The following is a 17,639-nucleotide window of genomic DNA, read 5'->3' as shown; positions in this document are numbered from 1 at the left end:
TTGCCGGAGTTAACCTGGATCATGGCGATTGTTGCCGGCGGGTCGGCAACTGCGCGCGCGGGGGCGCGTTGGGGAAGCAGGCGATGACGCATCTCCTGCCAGAGCGGGGCGCGCCCTTCGGGCTCGACCGTTCTCCACTGAATCCCGTCTCGAGGGGAAGAAGGGCAAGGTCGATGCGCGCGCCCGTTCTTCATTCGGGGGGACCGGACAGAAGGCACAACGATGAAATTCGACAGCGAGACCAGCTTCCTTACCGCATTCGACAATGAAGAGAGCCGCCACGGCGGGCCCGTTGCCGGTATCGCCTCGCGCGCCCGGCGCCTCGCGCTCATCGGCTGTTTCCGGCCGCGCCAGTGCGGGATCGCGACCTTCACCGCCGACATTTACGACCATCTGACGACCGCGCGTCCCGACATGGCGATCGATGTCTATGCGATGGCAGCCAGGCCGGGCGATGCGAGCGATTCCGCAGCCGTTGCTGGCATCGATGAGAAAGATGCCGATGGATATCGCGCTGCCGCGGAGGCGATAAACGCAAGCGGTGCCGACGCGGTCTGGCTCCAGCATGAGTTCGGGATTTTCGGGGGTCCCGCGGGCGACATGGTGCTGGGGCTCGTCGACCGCGTTGCGGCGCCGCTGATCGTCACCTTCCATACCATCCTCGCCGAGCCCAGCGCCGACCAGCGGCGCGTGATGGAGCATCTCGTCGCGAAGGCGGCGAAGCTCGTCGTGATGAGCGCCTTCGGCCGCGAGACGCTGATCCGCATCTATGGCGCGAAGGCAGAGCGCATCGAACTGATCGAGCATGGCACCCCCGACCGGGCCTTCGAGGCATGTTCGCCGCTTCGCGAGCGGCTCGGCCTTGCGGGCCGTCCGGTCGTTTCGACCTTCGGCCTCCTCGGGCCGGGCAAGGGGCTGGAAGCGGCCATCCGCGCGCTGCCGGCGATTGCCGCCCAATATCCCGACATTGTCTATCGGATCGTCGGCGCCACCCATCCCAATCTCGTCGCTGCCGAGGGCGAGGCCTATCGGCAGAGCCTTGCCGACCTCGCCGGGGAGCTCGGCGTCGCGGACAATATCGCCTGGGAGAACCGCTTTCTCGACCTGCCCGAACTCCTCGAACAGATCGAGCTATGCGATATCTATCTCGCGCCCTATCCCAATCTCGCGCAGATCACCTCGGGTACGCTCGCCTATGCGGTGGCGCTCGGCCGCGCGGTCGTATCGACGCCCTTCGTGCATGCGCGCGAACTGCTCGCCGATGACGTGGGCATCCTGCTCGGCGGGGCCGACAGCGACGCGATCGCCGAGGCGGTGTTGCTGTTGCTCGCGCACCCCGGCGAACGGCGCGCGCTCCAGGAGCGCGCCTATGCGCGCGGCCGGTCTACCGCCTGGCCGGTCATCGCGGCGCGCTTTGCATCGCTGATCGAAAACGTCGCGGCCGTGCCGGCGCGGCGCGAGCCCCGGCGGATGTTCCCCTCCTTCGCCGCGATCCGCGCGCTCTCGGACGATGTCGGCATATTGCAGCACGGGACGGGGCTCATTCCCGACCGGAATCACGGCTATTGCATCGACGACAATGCGCGCGCGCTGATGCTCGTCAATGCGAGCCCGTCGCTCGGCGAGGAGGAATATGGCCTGCTCTTCGCGCGCTACGCCGCCTTCCTTCACCATGGTTGGAACCCCGATCGTGGGCGCTTCCGCAACTTCATGGCCTATGACCGGCGCTGGCTCGAGGATGAAGGGTCCGAAGACAGCAACGGGCGCACGCTCTGGGCGCTCGGCCATGGCGCAGCGCACGCGCGCACGCCGGAACTCCGCGCCTGGTGCGCGGGACTGTTTGCGCGCACCGCCCCTTTGGCGGCCGACCTCAAGAGCCCGCGCGCGATCGCGTTCGCACTTCTCGGAGCCGACGAACTCCTGGCGCGCGAGCCGGGGCATGCGGCGGCAGGCGCGATCGTCGAGCGCGGCGGCGCCTTCCTGAACGCGCTCTGGCGCAGCGCGCGGCGGAGCGGCTGGGAGTGGTTCGAACCCGCTCTCGCCTATGACAATGCGCGTCTCGCCGAGGCGCTCCTGCGCGCCGGGCGGCGGACGGATTCCGTTCCGATGGAAGAGGCCGGCATCGGGGCGCTCGACTGGCTCTGCGACATCCAGACGAGCAGCGAGGGGCATTTCCGTCCGATGGGCTGCGAAGGCTTCGGCGCCGAGGGCGAGCTTTTTCCGTTCGATCAACAGCCGCTCGAAGCCTGGGCGACGGTAGATGCCGCCGCCGCCGCCTACCGCTTGACGGGCAAGCTGCGCTGGCATGACCGGGCGGAGCGGGCCTATGGCTGGTTTCTCGGCGCGAACGACCGCGGCGCGGTGATAGCGAGCTCGGCAACGGGGCGCTGCTGCGACGGGCTGACCCGTCACGGGGTCAATTCGAATGTCGGGGCCGAGTCCGCGCTGGCTTTTCACCTTGCGCACCGCGCGATGGCCGATACATTCTGGACGCGGGGGATAGCGAAGGACACCAGCGCCAGCGATGTTGATCTGCAATCCGAACCACACGCCGCTGCACATTCTTCATGACAAGCTTGCGGCCGACCCTGCGCGGGTCGTGCTCAGGCCCTTCCACCTCGCCTGGCAGTCCAATGTGTCCGAACCATCGCGGGCGGCGCAGCTCGCCGCCGACATATTGGCGATGGACGAGGAGGAGGCCGAGGCACAGCTCGGCCTCGTGTGGAAGGATTTTTCCGAGCGCCACTGGCAGATCGGGCGGATCTTCGACGAACGCTTCGCCGAGGTCGCGGAAGATCTGGAACTCGATCCCGCCATCGTCTCGCCCGTCAAGCGGCGGCTGATCGGCGCCTATTTCTGCCACGAATATAGCTATGCCGCCGCCGCGCTCATGAACCCGAGCGTCGTCCCGCATCCCGACCAGAGCGGGCTTGCCGCAGACCAGCAGCGCTTTCTCATGTCGATGCGCGCGGTGGGCGAGGGCCATATCAGCTCGGTCGCCTTCCGCGAGGGGATCATCGGCGAGGGCGGCGACTTCACGCTTTGGCCCCAGTCGGGACCCGCGATGGCGGCGGTTGCGGACGACCGCCATCGGCTTGGCGATGACGGCAAGGTGAATGTCCACCGTCAGCCCGACAGTGCGATCTCGAACAGCGTTCTTTTTCCTATGACCGAGGCGCAGCGCGGCGGCATCGAGGATCTGCGCCTCGTGCCCTTCGTCCACGACGATGGCCGCACGGAATATATCGGCACTTATACGGCCTATTCGGGGCAGGCGATCCGCTCGGAGCTCCTGCGCACGACCGATTTCTCGGGCTTCTCGCTCGAGCCTCTGTCGGGCCGCGCCGCGCGCCACAAGGGCATGGCGCTGTTTCCGCGCAAGGTCGGCGGCCGCTATCTCATGATCGCGCGGCAGGACGGCAAGAACATCACCATCATCGCTTCGGACAGTCTCACCGACTGGGACGACGAGGGACAGATCCTCATGCGTCCCGCCTATGCGTGGGAGCTCATCCAGATGGGCAATTGTGGCAGCCCGATCGAATGCGACGAGGGCTGGATCCTTCTCACGCACGGCGTCGGTGCGATGCGCAAATACAGCCTTGGCGCGGCCTTGCTCGACCGCGACGATCCGACCAAACTCATCGCGCGCACCGAGTGCCCGATCCTATCGGCCGCCGAGAGCGACCGCGAAGGTTATGTTCCGAATGTGGTCTATACCTGCGGCGCGATGCGCGTCGGCGGGGACCTGTTCATACCTTACGGGATTTCGGACAGCGCGATCGGTTTTGCGACGACGCCGATCGAGCGGCTGCTCGCGAGCATGCGTTAGAGGCCAGGCGCCTTATTTAAAGGGCGCGGGGCGCTCGATCTTCCGCCTGGCATCGACCGACGCGACGAGCACGGCGCAACATAGGCAGCCATCCTCGTCGGTCACCTCGATCCGCAGCGTATCGACATCGTTGATGAGTTCGGGATTGTCGCCGAGGAGATGCCCCGCATAGCGGGCGGCTTCGACCCGGGCTGCGGCCGTGTCGGGCAGATCGACGCCTTCGTCGTCGAGTTCGCGCTGGCCGCTGCTGCTGTGGAAATAATAACGGGGCATCCAACTTCTCCCACCTTCGGCAACTCACAAGTCTGCCTAGGGTTTCGATCCGGCCACCGCCCCTTCGTCACTGCACCACGACACATGCCGATCGGGCGGGCCTCATGCCCGCCTATGGCGCTCAGGCGGCGGCAAATCCAGCCTTGTTCATCACTGCGGTCACATGTTTGTTGCCGTCGTCGCCGAGCGCCGCCCTGAGGCGGGGGAAAAGGCGCTGTTCCTCTTCCTCGACATGCGCCTCGATCTGGCTGCGAAATGCGCGGACCTTGGCGATCCAGGCGGGGTCAGCGGCGTCCATTTCCAAGAGGTCGAAAAGATATTGCTTCACATAGCCATGGTCGTGAACGAGCTTGTCGGCGTCCTCGATCTGGCCATGGTCGCGCATCGCCGGATAGACGACATTCTCCTCTTCGACCGCATGTTTGGCGAGCGGGTGCTGGAGCTGGACGAGCAGCGCCTTTCGCTTTTTAACGTCGCTTTCGTCAGTCGCCTCGAGTGCATCGAACAGCGTCATCGTCAACCGGTGTTCGGCCTTGAGGCCCTCGTCCCACTGTCCCTTGAGCGCGGTGAGGCTCTGAACCGCGGCCTTGCGGCCGAGATTGGCGACGAGACCGACGGCAAATCCCGCCGCGGCCGCACCGAGCAGGAATACCGGGTTGCCCAGCGGCTGGCGCGCGTTGGCGAAAATGTTGAGGGACATGGGAAGGCTCCTTCGGAAAGGTCAGGGATGATCGAGGCGGGTCTCGACGCGGATGAGCGATACCGCCGTGCGTCGCGGCTGAACGAGCATGAAGTGGGCCGCGACCGCGATGTCCTCGGCGCGAAGCATCTGATGCTTGCCGATCAGGTCCTTCTGCTTCTCGGGCGGGAATTCGGGATATTGGAAGTCGGCACCGGTAAACCCGGGCTCGATCAGTCCGACCTTGATATCCTGCTCCGCCAGCTCCTTGCGGAACGACTGGACGAAGCCCTGTATGCCGCTTTTCGCCGCGACGTAGATCGAGCTGCCCGGACCGCGCGACACCGCGGTCATCGATCCGATCATAATGATGTCGCTGCCCGCCGACATGCAGCGCGCCGCTTCCTGGGCGCAGACGAGATAGGCGGTGAAGTCGGTCTCGAGCTGGTAGCGCGCCTCACTCTCGCCTGCGTCTGCAAGCGCCGCCGCCGGGACGGCGGCGTTGATCACCGCGATGTCGATTTCGCCGAGAAAGTCTCGCGCTGCCTCGAAAAACCGGTCGACATCTTCCGCCATTGAAAGATCCACATTGATCCCGTCGCCTTCGCCCACTTCGCGGATGCGCTGCAGCGCATCGTCCAGATGTTCGGGGGTACGGCCGCAGATGAACACTTTGACGCCGTAACTTGCCAAGAGGACTGCGATCGCGCGGCCGATCCCGGTCGTGCCCCCGGTTATGATCGCCCGCCGGCCCTTGATGTCGGGGGCCTCGGTGTGCGCGTCGGCTTCATCGATCATGGCTTTTCCTCGAAGGTCGCGGAGACGGGATCGGCTCTCGTTCGCGCTGTCGGCGCGGCGACGACCCAGTAGGGATTGTCATCGTCGGCCTTGAGCAGGCTGCAGAGCGGCGCGCCGTCGACGAACAGCCGTGCGGAGCGGCCTGCCGCTTCGCCGGCGGCGATATCGAGCGCGCTTGCGGGGCTCGCCGCCTCGAAGAGGAGGCGCTTCTCGAGGCCGATATGATCCTCCTCATAGTGCAGCATGAGTGTCGGCTTGCGTGCGGGCGCCGGGCCGTTCGATGTTACTGCCGCGACTTGGCCGGTGACGGGAGCGTTCATCGTCAGCCCCTCAGTAAGCCGGCGGATCGCTGCTAGGGAAGGATTCGTCGGCGGCCTGGTCGACGCGGTCCCACTCGCGCCGGCCCTCGTCGCGCATGCCGTCCGGTCCCGCCGAGCGGGTCTGATCGAAATTTTCGGGATGCGTCTCGCCATCGGCGAATGCGGCCGAATGACTATCGTCCTTTGGGGCGGCCGGCGCCTGCTTGCGCGTGAACCAGAACAGCGCCCCGAGGACACCGATACCGAGAATTTTTCCGAACCCCGACGAACGGCGGGGCGCCGTCATTGCGTGTGCCATGTCTGTCTCCAGCTTGAGAGAAAATCCGGGAGGCTGAAAGGGCAACGGGGGGGCGGGCTCAAAGTTGCCGCGGCGCCGCACCGATTAACAAATGTTGCGCTGTTTGTACCGGCCGTGCGGGGCGGACGCCTCAGTTCCAGCTGAGAAGGAGGCTGCCATTCGCCGGAACGAGGAAATCGAGGCGGTCGCCGCTGTTCCCGTCGGGCCGGATCGCATCGCCGTCCGCCGCGGCGACGCGTATCGCGGGAAGCTCGCCCCGGCTCTTCCGGACGAAGCTGAGCCGGGCCGTGCAGCCTTCGCCGCCGTCGAGGCGAAGCGAGAGCCGCGCTGGCGCCATGCGCTCGAGGGCACGGACGAAATGATCGCAATAAAGGTCGAACGGCGCGCCGTCGACGCGGTGAAAGGCGCGGGTCGCGAAGATGAATGCGGCCCCGGCGCCATAGACTTCCTGCCCCACCTGGCCCGCGGGCTGACCGTCGGCATAAAGATCCTCGACGGGGAAGGAGAGGGCGCGGTCGATGCGTCCGTTACCGGGGCGCTGTTCGTCCGAGACGGCCTCGGCGGGCAGCGCGTCGGGATAATAAAACCAGGCCCGATCGAGCGCATAGCGGCAATATTCCGAAATCAGCATGCGCGCCGCCGGCTCGAGGTCGAGTCCGCTGTCGGCAAGATAATGTTCGAAAGCGGCGAAGCTGTCGAAACATTCGTAGATCGCCATATAAGGTGCGTCCTGCAGACAGGTGGCGCCCAGAAAGTTGCGGTGATGGACGGCGAGGCCGATCTCGCTTTCCCAGATCTCGGTGTGATGAAAGAAGCTCGCGAGATAGACATAGCTCTGCTCGCGGTAGACGTCGCGGCCGGTGACCCGCCACAAGCGCATGCAGGCGGCAGCCCCCCAGGCGGTGAGGTTGGCTTGATAATTGATGTCGAAACCCAGACCGACCGCGGTGTCGATCGCGGCGCATGCCTCGTCGAGATAAAGCTTCTCGTCGGTGAGCTCGAAAGCCTCGAGCATCACCCAGGCATAGATGCCGCCGACATCGGTCTGGCCGCGCCCGTCGGCTCCGGCGGTCTCGGTGATGACCGAGAAATCGGTGATCTTGTACTGGATCGGCCATTTGTAAGCGAAATGCCGCGCTGCGCGGATCGCATAAGGAAGCGATTTCAGAAACAGCCGCCGCGCCTTCGCGTCGCCATCGAGTGCGAGTTTTCCGAGGTTCAGCAGCGGGTGGTAGAGATACCAGCTGTCGACGGCGTCGGCATCCTTGTCGTCACCGACATTGGGCAGATAGCGGCGCAGCGTCTCGAGCTTCCGGTCGTAGAATTTGCCGAGGCCGGCCTTGAACTCTTCCTCGAGAGGATGAACCTCTCCGCGCCATTTCCCCCAGTCGTGCAGCGCCTGCACGATCGACATCTGGACCATGGCGTCCGGATATTCGGCATCCGTATAGGGGTGCACGTACCGATGACCATAATGGCGCACGGTCGCCTCCGGCGCGGCGCCGAGATGCCGCGCCGTCCGCGCGGCCCGCTGCCGCCAGTCGCGATATTCGGTCGGCGGCAGGGACAGCGAGCGATAGACGGCGCCCAGCATCTGGAGAAATCGCCGTGCGCTGTCGCGCTCGTCTGCCGGAGAGCCGTCGCGGACGACGAGCCTCGCATCGCTCAGCGTATAAGTGATCCCGGGCGCCAGCGGCGCGGCTTCGTCGGCAGTGTGGAGTGTCTGGCCGGGAAGGCGGAAGCCCAGCCCCGGCCAGATGCCTCCCACCGCGGCATCCGGATTGGTGCCAGTCGCCTGGAAGTAGGGATTGAGCGCGGTGAAATCCTGAAAATAGAAAAAGGTACCGAAGGCGGGGTCGGTAAGTTCGCCATAGAGGAGCCCGGCGTTGAGACCGCGTTGCACCGCCTCGACGGTGCCGCGGGCCCCCATCGGATCGTCCTGGGCGTCGAACGGAAAGAGATCGCGCGCTCCGGGCGGAAGTAGCAGCGGCGCCGAGGGGCGGAGTGTCGAGACAAGACGGAGGCAGGGGAGCGGCCCGGGTCGCGCCTCGAGCGCGACCTCATGCGCGCCGATCGCACTTTCGACATGCACGCGGGCGAGCTCGCCGCCCGCGCGCTTGACGCGGCGGACCTTCGCTGCGCCGGGCCACGAGGCCGCGCGCAGGGCGACGCCGCCGCTGTCGGCGCGCCGGACGAACAGCCAGAGCGCTTCGCCGCCCGCAGCAAGTTCGACGGAGAGGTCGTCGATCCTCTGCGAGACGATCGGAGTAGCGACCGCGAGCTCGCCGCGAACGCGAACGAGATCGGGCGTCAGCGGCGTGTCGCGGCGCGTCTCCACGCGCTGGTCAGTCATCGAAACAGGCCTTGGGGACATGGGTGATCCGACAGGCAAGATCGGCTTCCCCCGACGCGACGATATAATGATCGCCGCCATCGGCGATGCCCGTCGTGAAGACGACATCGCGTATATAGAGCTTGTCTTCGAGCGGACGCGTAAGCTCGGGGTTCGCCTCGAGGAGCGGCCGGTGATCGGTGCGGAGGACGACCGAGGGATCGTCGAGATCGAGGAGCGACCAGTAGGTGCGGTAAATGCCGACGATCTCTTTCGGCTCGACCCCATGCCAGAGCGTGAGCCATCCCGCGTCGGTACGGATCGGCGGGGTGCCGCCGCCGATGCGCGCGGTCGCCACCGTGTCGGCATGCGGACGGATGCCGGGGGCCTCATGAGGCTTCCAGTGCAGCGCATCGGGCGAGGTCGCGAGGTTGATCGAGGGGCCCGCGCGCCACTTCGACCCCGGCGGATAGGCGAAATAGAGATCGCCCAGCGGCCGCGTCTGCGCCCAGTAGCGGCCGTCGATCAGGCCCTCGAAGATCAGCATGTCCTTGTTCTGATGATCGAGAACAATCCCCTCGAAGACCCAGTCGAGGCCGTTCGCCGAACTGTAGAGCGTCGTCGAATGGCGCTCCGGGCTCACCGAACAGGTGGTCATCAACCAGCGCCTTCCGACCCGGCTGATGCGCGCGTCCTCGACGCCATAGCATTGAAAATCCGCGCCCGGATCGACAGCCTTGTCGTAATGGACGGCAACGATCTCGAGCCCGTCGGGCGAGAGCTCGACGGGAAGCAGCCACGAAAGCGAGGTTAGTGCCATGACCCGCCAGCTACCGCCGTGCACCATGAACTTTCTGGGATCCGACGTATCGCAAAGCTCGAGCGGCCAGCTATCGACCTTGTAGCGCCCAGCCTCCCACCGGATCGAATGAACATGACCATCCTCGATCGGGACCCGGAGCGCCTCGGCGACGCGCACCATCATCAGGAGATTGCCCGAGGCGAGGCGCAGCAGGCCCGGGTTGAAGGCCCCGAGCACATAGGTCTCGCGGCCGAGCTGACCCGCGAGCGGCGAGCGCGACAGATCGACATCGTCGGGGCCGAAGACCAGCCGATCGGTCGCGAATTGCATGGGTCTTGCTCCTTCGCCCAACCCGGTCAGCGTGCCGGCTTGGAAGCCGGTTTGGGCGATGCCGATGTGCCGGCGCTTTCCTTCTTTCCGCCGCCCACCGCGTCGAGATCGACATCTCCCTCGCGCGGCCAGTGCCGAAGCGCGGCGCAGGCATCGAGAAAGGCGGTGACATCGCCGGGTTTGGCCAGCGCGATGCAGGCCTCGTCGAGCTTGTCGGCGAGGCCGGCGGCCGCGAAGAGCGGCGCCGCTTCGGCGCCATGCCCGATAAATTTGCAATGCGCGAAGGCGTCGCTGACGAAGTCCTTGGCCGCCGCATCGCCTGCGAGCAGCGCGGCCCCATCGTCGCTCGGGAGAAGCGCGACCGCGTCGAACAGCACCGACGGCCCGCCGTCGATCTTGTGCCGGCCCGCGACGCTCGTGCCGTCCGAGAGTGTGATCCCGCCGATCTTCGGTGCAACGAGTTCCCAGACAGCGCCGGCGGCGTCGACCGCCTTGGTGAGCGCCTTGAAGAGCCGCGCATCCGCGCCGTCGGTCGCGAGGATTCCGAGCTTGCGTCCGGCGAAGCTCGCCGGGCCGTTGAGCAGGATACTGAGCGGCCGGGAAGGGGGAAGGTCGGCGAGCGGCTTTGTTGCGGCCTTGGCGGGTGCCGGAAGCGGCAGCCCCAGACCATCGGCCACCGTAGCTGCGAGGCCGCGGTCGATATGGAGGAGATGCGATACGGTGCGGGCGCGAATGTCGGGGCGTTCGACCTTCGACAGCTCGAAGACAAGCGCGTCGCCGATATGCTTCTGCTCGATCAGGGTCTGGCTCACGAAGAATTGCCGCGCCTGGCTATAGTGGTCGGCGAAGCTCTCTGGGCGGATGCGGCGCTTGGCGCCTTCGGCCTCTTCGGGGAAGCTCGCAAAGCCGCGCGCGGGATCCTCGCGCGGGCCGCCGTCCGTCGGTCCCCAGCTGTTCGGCTCGTAATTGGCGCGGCCGACGGGGTTTCGCATCGCCATATGACCATCCTGCTGGAAATGCGCCATCGGGCATTTGGGCGCATTGATCGGGATATGGGTGAAGTTCGGGCCTCCGAGCCTTTTGATCTGCGTGTCGAGATAGGAGAAATTGCGGCCCTGGAGCAGCGGATCGTTCGAGAAATCGATGCCGGGGACGATGTTCTGCGTGCAAAAGGCGACCTGCTCGGTTTCGGCGAAGAAATTGTCGACGACGCGGTCGAGAACGAGGCGGCCGACGGTGCGGATCGGCACCTGCTCCTCGGGGATGAGCTTGGTCGCATCGAGGACGTCGAATTCGAACTTGTCCGCAAAGGCGTCGTCGAAAAGCTGAACGCCGAGTTCCCATTCGGGAAAATCGCCGCTGTTGATTGCATCCCAGAGGTCGCGGCGATGGAAATCGGGGTCGGCGCCGTTGATCTTGACCGCCTCGTTCCACACCACCGACTGGAGGCCCTGCTTAGGCTTCCAGTGGAATTTGACGAAGGTGGACTTGCCCTTGGCGTTGACGAGGCGGAAGGTGTGGACGCCGAAGCCTTCCATCGTGCGGAACGAGCGGGGAATCGCGCGGTCAGACATCACCCACATGATCATGTGGAAGCTCTCGGGCATCAGGCTCACGAAATCCCAGAAATTGTCGTGTGCCGATTGCGCCTGCGGGAAGGCTCGGTCGGGCTCGGGCTTCACCGAATGGACGAGGTCGGGGAATTTCATCGCATCCTGGATGAAGAAGACCGGGATATTGTTGCCGACAAGATCCCAATTGCCTTCCTTGGTGTAGAGCTTCACCGCGAAACCGCGCACGTCGCGCGCGAGGTCGAACGAGCCTTTCGAACCCGCGACGGTCGAGAAGCGCACGAAGGCGGGTGTGCGCTCGCCGACGCGCTGGAAGATGTCGGCGCGGCTGACGTCGGCGAGGCTGTCGGTGAGCTCGAAATAGCCGTGCGCGCCATAGCCGCGTGCATGAACGACGCGCTCGGGGATGCGCTCATGGTCGAAGTGAAAGATTTTCTCGCGGAAATGGAAATCCTCGAGCAGCGTCGGGCCGCGCGCGCCCTGCTTGAGGCTGTTCTGGTCGTCGGCGACCGGCACGCCATGCTGGGTGGTGAGCGGCGCATGGCCGGCGGCCGCCTGATGCGTCTCGCCGCCGGTGCCAGGATCCTCGCCATAGCTCTGCATGATCGGCGCATCGGCCGGAAAGACCGGCGCTTTGCGAACCGATTCCCCGCCCATGTCCTTGCCCGCGATCGCAGCGGCGCTCTGCCCACGGCGCGGCTTCGCCTTCGCGGCGTCCGCGCGGGTGGAAGAGGGGGCGGTGGGGGATTTGGCCATGTCGGATCTCGCTTTGTCTGAAGGGGCGCAGCAGTTGGGCGGAACGCGGTCCGCGGGCGTTCAAGCACGCCCTCCGGACCCGGCGATGGAACGAGTTTGCGCTTTGAAAGTTGCTGCACCGGGCATGCGATTAACCTCGATCATGACGATTCCGCTTCCCTTGTGAGGGGTTGCCGGGCTTTCGGAATTTTCGCAGTCGAGCAGGCCCGCTCATGCATTTCGGACGAAACAGGGAACGTCAGTGATGTTAACCGATCGCTTCTTGAGAGACCGTCGCGGGGTAAGCCTCGAGGCTGGCGAGCGCGCGCGTCTCGAGGCCGCCATCAGCACGACAATGACGGTCGATGCCCGCAAGATCATCGCGCGCGCCGGCGAGCGGCTCGACCAGAGCACGCTCCTCGTCGAGGGCATCATGTCGCGGTACCTCGACGACCGGAACGGTCTCCGCCAGCTTGTCGCGATTCACCTGCCCGGCGACTTCGTCGACCTCCACGCCTACCCGCTGAAACACCTCGACCATGATGTCGGTACGATGACCTCGGCGACGATCGCGATCGTCCCGCATGTCGAGCTCGACGCGATCACCGAGGAAATGCCCGAGCTGACGCGCAAGCTGTGGTTTGCGACCTTGCTCGACGCCGCGATCCACCGCGCCTGGCTCTTCCGGCTTGGCCGCCTCGACGCCATCGGGCGCGTCGCGCATTTCTTCTGCGAAACCAATGTGCGTCTCCAGTCGGCGGGGCTGAGTGACGGGCGCCAGTTCACGCTCGGGCTGACGCAGGCCGATGTCGCCGAAATCTGCGGCCTGACGACCGTGCATGTGAACCGTGTCGTACGCCATCTTCGCGAGGAAGGGCTTTGCACTTTCCGCAACGGCAAGGTCGAGATTCTCGATGCCGCGAAGCTGGCGCGGCGTGGCCAGTTCGATCCCGCCTATCTTTATATCGACGACCCCGAATCTCCGCCGTCCCCAGACCAGAGGCCCCGCCGATGACCGATGATTTATCTTCGCCCCCGCCGCCCGAGACGGAAGCGGGGATCGCCACCGCCGAAGATGGCGTTGTTCTGCTCGATGGCCCCGACGGTGTCGCGTTGACGATGACCGCAGCGGCGGCGCGCAGTACCGGCGAAAGCCTCATCGAGGCGGCGAGGCGCGCGGAGGAACAACTCGCGGCTAGGCGGTCTTGAAGGATCGCCTGATCGCGCCCGTACGGGGGCGACGGCCGTCGCCGATTTGGCGCCAAGGAGCCGACGTACAGCGCGCGGCGCCGATAAACGCATTGATCGATGTTGCATCGCCGCCGTCCGGGGGAACGCGGTGATACGGCGGCGGGTTCTGCCCGGGAGCGGCGCCAGCGGGTGCCGCCGACCGAGGAGAAGCCGCACGTGGAAGAGGCCGCCGGACTGATCGCACCTGCCGCGACGATGATCGCGGCGATGATGACGGCAGCCAATCTCGGCGCGCGCGTGACCGGCTCGGGCTTCGTCGTGTTCACTTTGGGCTCGCTCGCCTGGTCGGTCGTCGGGTTCACATCGGGCCAGACCAATCTTCTTGCGACCAACCTGTTTCTGACGCTGGTCAATCTCGTCGGCATATGGCGCTGGCTCGGCCGCCAGCGCGAATATGAGGATGGCGCGCGGCGTGCCGCGAAACGAAGCCGGCTCGCCGCCTCGCCGGCGCTCTTCGCCGCCAGCGCGTTAGGCGGTCTTCCGGTGAGCGACATCCGCGGCGAGAAGATCGGTCAGGCCGTCGATGCGATGATCGAATGCGAAAGCGGCTGCCTCTCTTATGTCGTCGTCGCGAGCGGCGGGCTCGGCGGCATCGACGAGACGCTCCGCGCAGTGCCGGCGACGATGCTCGACTGTCATGCCGACGGGCTCGTGCTGCTGATGAGCGCTGCGGAATATGAGATGCGCGAGACGCTCGACGGCGCCGCCTGGCCTGCGCGGCCCCCACGCGGACAGGTGGCCGTGGGAGCGTCGCTCGCCCCCGCAGCGGCGGCGGCGGGCGAGGGGCCGCGGGGCGCCGGAAAGGAAGGGGCCCATGACGCGGCTCAAGGATAATGGTCTCACCATCGTGCTGCTGCTGCTGTTCGCAGCGTCGATCGTCGGCCATTGGGTAATGGGGTGGCACGTCGCGCTCGCGGACACTGCGCGGCACCATCAGCCCGGTCTCTCGCTCTGGGCCTATGGCGGCAGTCCGCAATTCCTGTCCTCGGTGTTCGAAAACTGGGAGAGCGAGTTTCTCCAGATGTCGGCCTATGTCGTGCTGACGGCGATGCTCGTTCAGCGTGGCTCGTCGGAATCGCGGGGTCCCGACGCGCCGCTGCGCGACGCCGATCTTGCCGCGCAGGCGCGCAAGCCCGGTGCACCTGCGGTGCTGCGCAAGGGGCGTCTCGCGCGCGCTCTTTATGCCCGCTCGCTGGGGCTGGTGCTCGCGATGCTGTTTCTTGCCTCCTTCATCCTCCACTGGACGCAGAGCGCGCGCGCGGCCGCCGAGGACGCGCGCGAGCATGGCGAAATCGCCCTTTCCACCTTCGCCTATCTCGGCGACCCCGGCCTCTGGTTCGAATCCTTCCAGAACTGGCAAAGCGAATTTCTGTCGACCGCCGTTCTGGTGCTCTTGTCGATCTTCCTTCGTCAGAAAGAGTCGCCCGAATCAAAGCCTGTCGCCGCTCCGCACGCGGAGACGGGATCGTGACGGCGAATGGCCGAGCGAACCGGCGTGCGTGTTACTGCTCCGCCGCCCCGGTGCCTGTCTCGCTGGGCGCTCGGAGCGCCGATTTAATCCTCGAACCGCGGAACGATCGCAGCGGACGGGCGTCAGTCGTTCATCGCCCCGAAGTCGGGGCCGCTTCCCCCGACCGGCGCCGGCCCCGCCGACGCTCCCCAGATGACGCCCGGCCTCTGCCCGGGCGGGAGATGATCCATGTCCAGATTCAAGAATGACCTTCCCGATCCGCTGATTCTCGCCGCCGCTGGCGCGGGCATCGCCGTGCTCGCAACCGGCGCGGCGCTCTGGCAGCGCCGTCGGCACCGCGAGAGCCGAGGGCTAGAAGAAACAATCGCGACCGACGCGCCGCATTGGACGCTCGACAAAACCTCCTTCCGCGCGTTGTTCGGCAAGTCGGTGCTGATCAATCGCCCCCGCGCCGAGCTCTACGCGGCATGGATGCCCGAACGCTTTCCCGAGTTCATGGAGAATGTGGTCGCGGTCGACGACCTCGGCGACGATGTCTCGCAGTGGACGATCAAGGCGCCCGCCGGGCGCGAGGTGACACTGGTCAACCGCATCACCGAGCGCGTCGAGGACACATCGATCTATTGGCAAAGTACTCCGGCCTCCGACATCGCGAACAGTGGCGAGGTGCGCTTCACCGACGCGCCGGCGGGGCGAGGCACCTACGTAAGCTTGATCCTCGCCTATGACCCGCCCGCCGGAAAGGTCGGGCGCTTTGCCGCCAAGCTCCTCCAGCGCGAGCCCGAAGTGCAGGCGCGGCGCGACCTTCACCGTTTCAAGCAGCTCATGGAAACCGGCGAAGTGACGAGCAATGCCTCGCCCTCCGCGCGAGGCGCCGAGAGCCCTGCCGAGCCGCACATCTGAACGCCGAACCGTAGCACAATCACATCAAGGGGAATGCCATGCGCGCCGTTACCTGGCAGGGACGCCACAAGATCAGTGTCGAAACCGTTCCCGATCCCGAAATCGTCAACCCGCGCGATGCGATCATTCGCGTGACTTCGACCGCGATCTGCGGCTCGGACCTTCATCTATACGACGGCTATATTCCCGGCATGCGCGCGGGCGATATCGTCGGGCACGAATTCATGGGCGAAGTGGTCGAGACCGGCGCCTCCTCGACGTTGCAGCGGGGACAGCGCGTCGTCGTGCCTTTCACGATCAGCTGCGGCCAATGCTTCTTCTGCGCGAAGCAGCAATATAGCGCCTGCGATAACAGCAACCCGTCCGAGACGCGCGATGCATCCGAGCTGATGATGGGTCATGCGATGGGCGGGGCGTTCGGCTATGCGCATCTCACCGGCGGCTATGCCGGCGGGCAGGCCGAATATGTCCGCATTCCCTATTCGGATGTCGGGCCGGTCGTCATTCCCGACGATCTTGCCGACGACGACGTGCTCTTCCTGTCGGACATCTTGCCGACGGGCTGGCAGGCGGCGGTCAACGCCGACATCGAGCCCGGCGACACCGTCGCGGTCTGGGGCTGCGGCCCCGTCGGCCTGTTCACGATCCAGTCGGCGCTGCTGCTCGGCGCGGGGCGCGTGATCGCGATCGATCATTTTCCGACGCGCCTCGCGCTCGCGAAGAAATATGGTGCAGAGATCCTCGACTATACGAAGGTCGATGTCCGCGAGGCGCTCGCCGAAATGACTGGCGGCATCGGGCCTGACGCCTGCATCGACTGCGTCGGCATGGAGAGCCACGGGTTCACGGTCGACAACATCCTCGACCAGGTGAAGGTCAAGCTGCTCTCGTCCACCGAGCGCATCCACGCCTTGCGCCAGGCGATCCTTGCGTGCCGCAAGGGTGGCCGCCTGTCGATCCCGGGAGTTTACGGCGGTTTCGCCGACAAATTCCCGCTCGGTCAGCTCATGGAGAAGGGCCTCACCGTCAAGAGCGGACAGACGCATGTCCAGCGCTATTCGGGCGATCTGCTGGAGATGATCCAGGCCGGCAAGTTCGATACCGTCTCGCTCATCTCGCATCACGCATCGCTCGAGGACGCCGCCGACATGTACCGGCACTGGCACGACGAGCAGGACCTCTACACGAAGATCGTGCTCAAGCCCGGCCTCGCAAAAGGGGCCGTCTCGGTCCGGCAGGAGATGGAACATGCCTGATCGCAAACTCGCTATCGTCACCGGCGCCTCGAGCGGTATCGGCCGAGAGATCGCCATACTCGCCGCGAAGGATGGTTATGACCTCATCGTCGCGGCCGACGAGCCGCTCGTCGATGCTGCCGCGGGCCTCCTTGCCAAGGGCGTCGAGGTCGAGGCGGTCGAAGCCGACCTCGCGACCGCTGCCGGGGTCGAACGTCTTCTCGCCGCTGCGGGCGGCAGGCCGATCGACATTCTCGTCGCCAACGCGGGCCACGGCCTCGGACACGGTTTTCTCGACCAGCCCGTCGACGAGTGGCGTCACGTCATCGACACCAATATCACCGGCACGCTGTTGCTGCTCCAGCCGGTCCTGAAGGCGATGGTCGCGCGCGGCGAAGGCAAGGTGCTGATCACCGGCTCGATCGCCGGTCATCTCGCCGGCTCTTTCCAGGCGGTGTATAACGGTACCAAGGCCTTCGTCGACAGTTTCGCCGCGGCGATCGGCAACGAATTGAAGGACAGCGGCGTCACCATCACCTGTCTCAAACCGGGCGCGACCGAGACGCGCTTTTTCGAGCGGGCCGGCATGCTCGACACGTAGGTCGGGCAATCGGAAAAGGACGATCCCGCCGATGTGGCGAAAACCGGATGGGACGCGCTTCTCGCAGGACAGCATGCGGTCGTTCACGGGCTCAAGAACAAGGCGCAGGTCCTCGCATCGGGCGTTCTCAGCGAAGCGGCGACAGCCGAGATGCACCGGAAGCTGGCCGAGCCGGGGTCGGGGACGCAAGGCTGATCTGGCCGATCCG

16 protein-coding genes and 1 pseudogene are annotated in these 17,639 nt (G+C 65.8%); 9 read left to right on the top strand and 8 right to left on the bottom strand.

Going from position 1 to position 17,639, the window contains the following annotated elements; translation table 11 throughout:
- Positions 1–222: 222 nt before the first annotated feature.
- Together V6U71_RS13870 and V6U71_RS13865 are read left to right on the top strand one after the other, a co-directional pair.
- A complete protein-coding gene (locus tag V6U71_RS13870; RefSeq protein WP_411339000.1) occupies positions 223–2,571 on the top strand; it encodes a glycosyltransferase family 4 protein in 2,349 nt (782 codons plus the stop codon).
- Positions 2,525–3,832: a glycoside hydrolase family 130 protein gene (locus V6U71_RS13865; RefSeq protein ID WP_294048082.1), complete on the top strand. Its 1,308-nt coding sequence runs from the start codon at positions 2,525–2,527 to the stop codon at positions 3,830–3,832. The genes V6U71_RS13870 and V6U71_RS13865 overlap by 47 nt, the downstream gene beginning before the upstream one ends.
- Before the next feature lie 12 nt (positions 3,833–3,844).
- On the opposite strand, the gene V6U71_RS13860 is transcribed toward V6U71_RS13865, so the two are convergent.
- From V6U71_RS13860 to V6U71_RS13825, 8 genes are all read right to left on the bottom strand, one after another.
- Positions 3,845–4,105 carry a DUF6894 family protein gene (locus V6U71_RS13860; RefSeq protein ID WP_054728047.1) on the bottom strand — a complete coding sequence of 87 codons (261 nt, stop codon included), beginning with the start codon at positions 4,103–4,105 and terminating at the stop codon, positions 3,845–3,847.
- Between the two features lie 121 nt (positions 4,106–4,226).
- A complete protein-coding gene (locus V6U71_RS13855; protein ID WP_411338999.1) occupies positions 4,227–4,805 on the bottom strand; it encodes a hemerythrin domain-containing protein in 579 nt (192 codons plus the stop codon).
- Positions 4,806–4,826: 21 nt separating this feature from the next.
- Positions 4,827–5,582 (bottom strand): SDR family oxidoreductase, encoded by a 756-nt coding sequence (locus tag V6U71_RS13850; RefSeq protein WP_411338998.1) that lies wholly within the window; start codon positions 5,580–5,582, stop codon positions 4,827–4,829.
- The gene (locus V6U71_RS13845) at positions 5,579–5,902 is read right to left on the bottom strand and encodes a hypothetical protein (protein ID WP_411338997.1); all 324 of its coding nucleotides are present in this window, start codon (positions 5,900–5,902) and stop codon (positions 5,579–5,581) included. The genes V6U71_RS13850 and V6U71_RS13845 overlap by 4 nt, the downstream gene beginning before the upstream one ends.
- A 10-nt stretch (positions 5,903–5,912) precedes the next feature.
- Positions 5,913–6,200, bottom strand: coding sequence for a hypothetical protein (locus V6U71_RS13840; RefSeq protein ID WP_411338996.1), 288 nt, complete (start codon positions 6,198–6,200; stop codon positions 5,913–5,915).
- Between the two features lie 130 nt (positions 6,201–6,330).
- Positions 6,331–8,553: a hypothetical protein gene (locus V6U71_RS13835; protein WP_411338995.1), complete on the bottom strand. Its 2,223-nt coding sequence runs from the start codon at positions 8,551–8,553 to the stop codon at positions 6,331–6,333.
- Positions 8,546–9,664 (bottom strand): glycosidase, encoded by a 1,119-nt coding sequence (locus V6U71_RS13830; protein WP_077029059.1) that lies wholly within the window; start codon positions 9,662–9,664, stop codon positions 8,546–8,548. The genes V6U71_RS13835 and V6U71_RS13830 overlap by 8 nt, the downstream gene beginning before the upstream one ends.
- Before the next feature lie 26 nt (positions 9,665–9,690).
- Positions 9,691–11,838 (bottom strand): catalase, encoded by a 2,148-nt coding sequence (locus V6U71_RS13825; RefSeq protein WP_411342356.1) that lies wholly within the window; start codon positions 11,836–11,838, stop codon positions 9,691–9,693.
- Positions 11,839–12,235: 397 nt separating this feature from the next.
- Between V6U71_RS13825 and V6U71_RS13820 the strand changes: the two genes are divergently transcribed.
- The 7 genes and pseudogenes from V6U71_RS13820 (at position 12,236) to V6U71_RS13790 (ending at position 17,626) form a co-directional block, all read left to right on the top strand.
- Positions 12,236–12,985, top strand: a complete 750-nt coding sequence (locus V6U71_RS13820) for a Crp/Fnr family transcriptional regulator (RefSeq protein ID WP_411338993.1) — start codon at positions 12,236–12,238, stop codon at positions 12,983–12,985.
- Positions 12,982–13,179 (top strand): hypothetical protein, encoded by a 198-nt coding sequence (locus V6U71_RS13815; protein WP_411338992.1) that lies wholly within the window; start codon positions 12,982–12,984, stop codon positions 13,177–13,179. The genes V6U71_RS13820 and V6U71_RS13815 overlap by 4 nt, the downstream gene beginning before the upstream one ends.
- Before the next feature lie 198 nt (positions 13,180–13,377).
- Positions 13,378–14,055, top strand: coding sequence for a PRC-barrel domain-containing protein (locus tag V6U71_RS13810; RefSeq protein WP_411338991.1), 678 nt, complete (start codon positions 13,378–13,380; stop codon positions 14,053–14,055).
- The gene (locus tag V6U71_RS13805; protein WP_411338990.1) at positions 14,036–14,692 is read left to right on the top strand and encodes a DUF6766 family protein; all 657 of its coding nucleotides are present in this window, start codon (positions 14,036–14,038) and stop codon (positions 14,690–14,692) included. The genes V6U71_RS13810 and V6U71_RS13805 overlap by 20 nt, the downstream gene beginning before the upstream one ends.
- A 228-nt stretch (positions 14,693–14,920) precedes the next feature.
- Positions 14,921–15,595 (top strand): SRPBCC family protein, encoded by a 675-nt coding sequence (locus tag V6U71_RS13800; RefSeq protein WP_411338989.1) that lies wholly within the window; start codon positions 14,921–14,923, stop codon positions 15,593–15,595.
- Positions 15,596–15,633: 38 nt separating this feature from the next.
- Complete coding sequence (locus V6U71_RS13795) at positions 15,634–16,851, top strand: zinc-dependent alcohol dehydrogenase (protein ID WP_411338988.1); 1,218 nt, start codon at positions 15,634–15,636, stop codon at positions 16,849–16,851.
- A pseudogene (locus tag V6U71_RS13790) lies at positions 16,844–17,626 on the top strand (SDR family NAD(P)-dependent oxidoreductase). The gene V6U71_RS13795 and the pseudogene V6U71_RS13790 overlap by 8 nt, the downstream one beginning before the upstream one ends.
- The last annotated feature ends 13 nt before the right edge of the window (positions 17,627–17,639 follow it).

It is taken from the genome of Sphingopyxis sp. J-6, assembly GCF_046603995.1.
Classification (GTDB): domain Bacteria; phylum Pseudomonadota; class Alphaproteobacteria; order Sphingomonadales; family Sphingomonadaceae; genus Sphingopyxis.
Note: the sequence above shows the minus strand (reverse complement) of the source record. Positions and strands in the feature narration are given on the sequence as shown.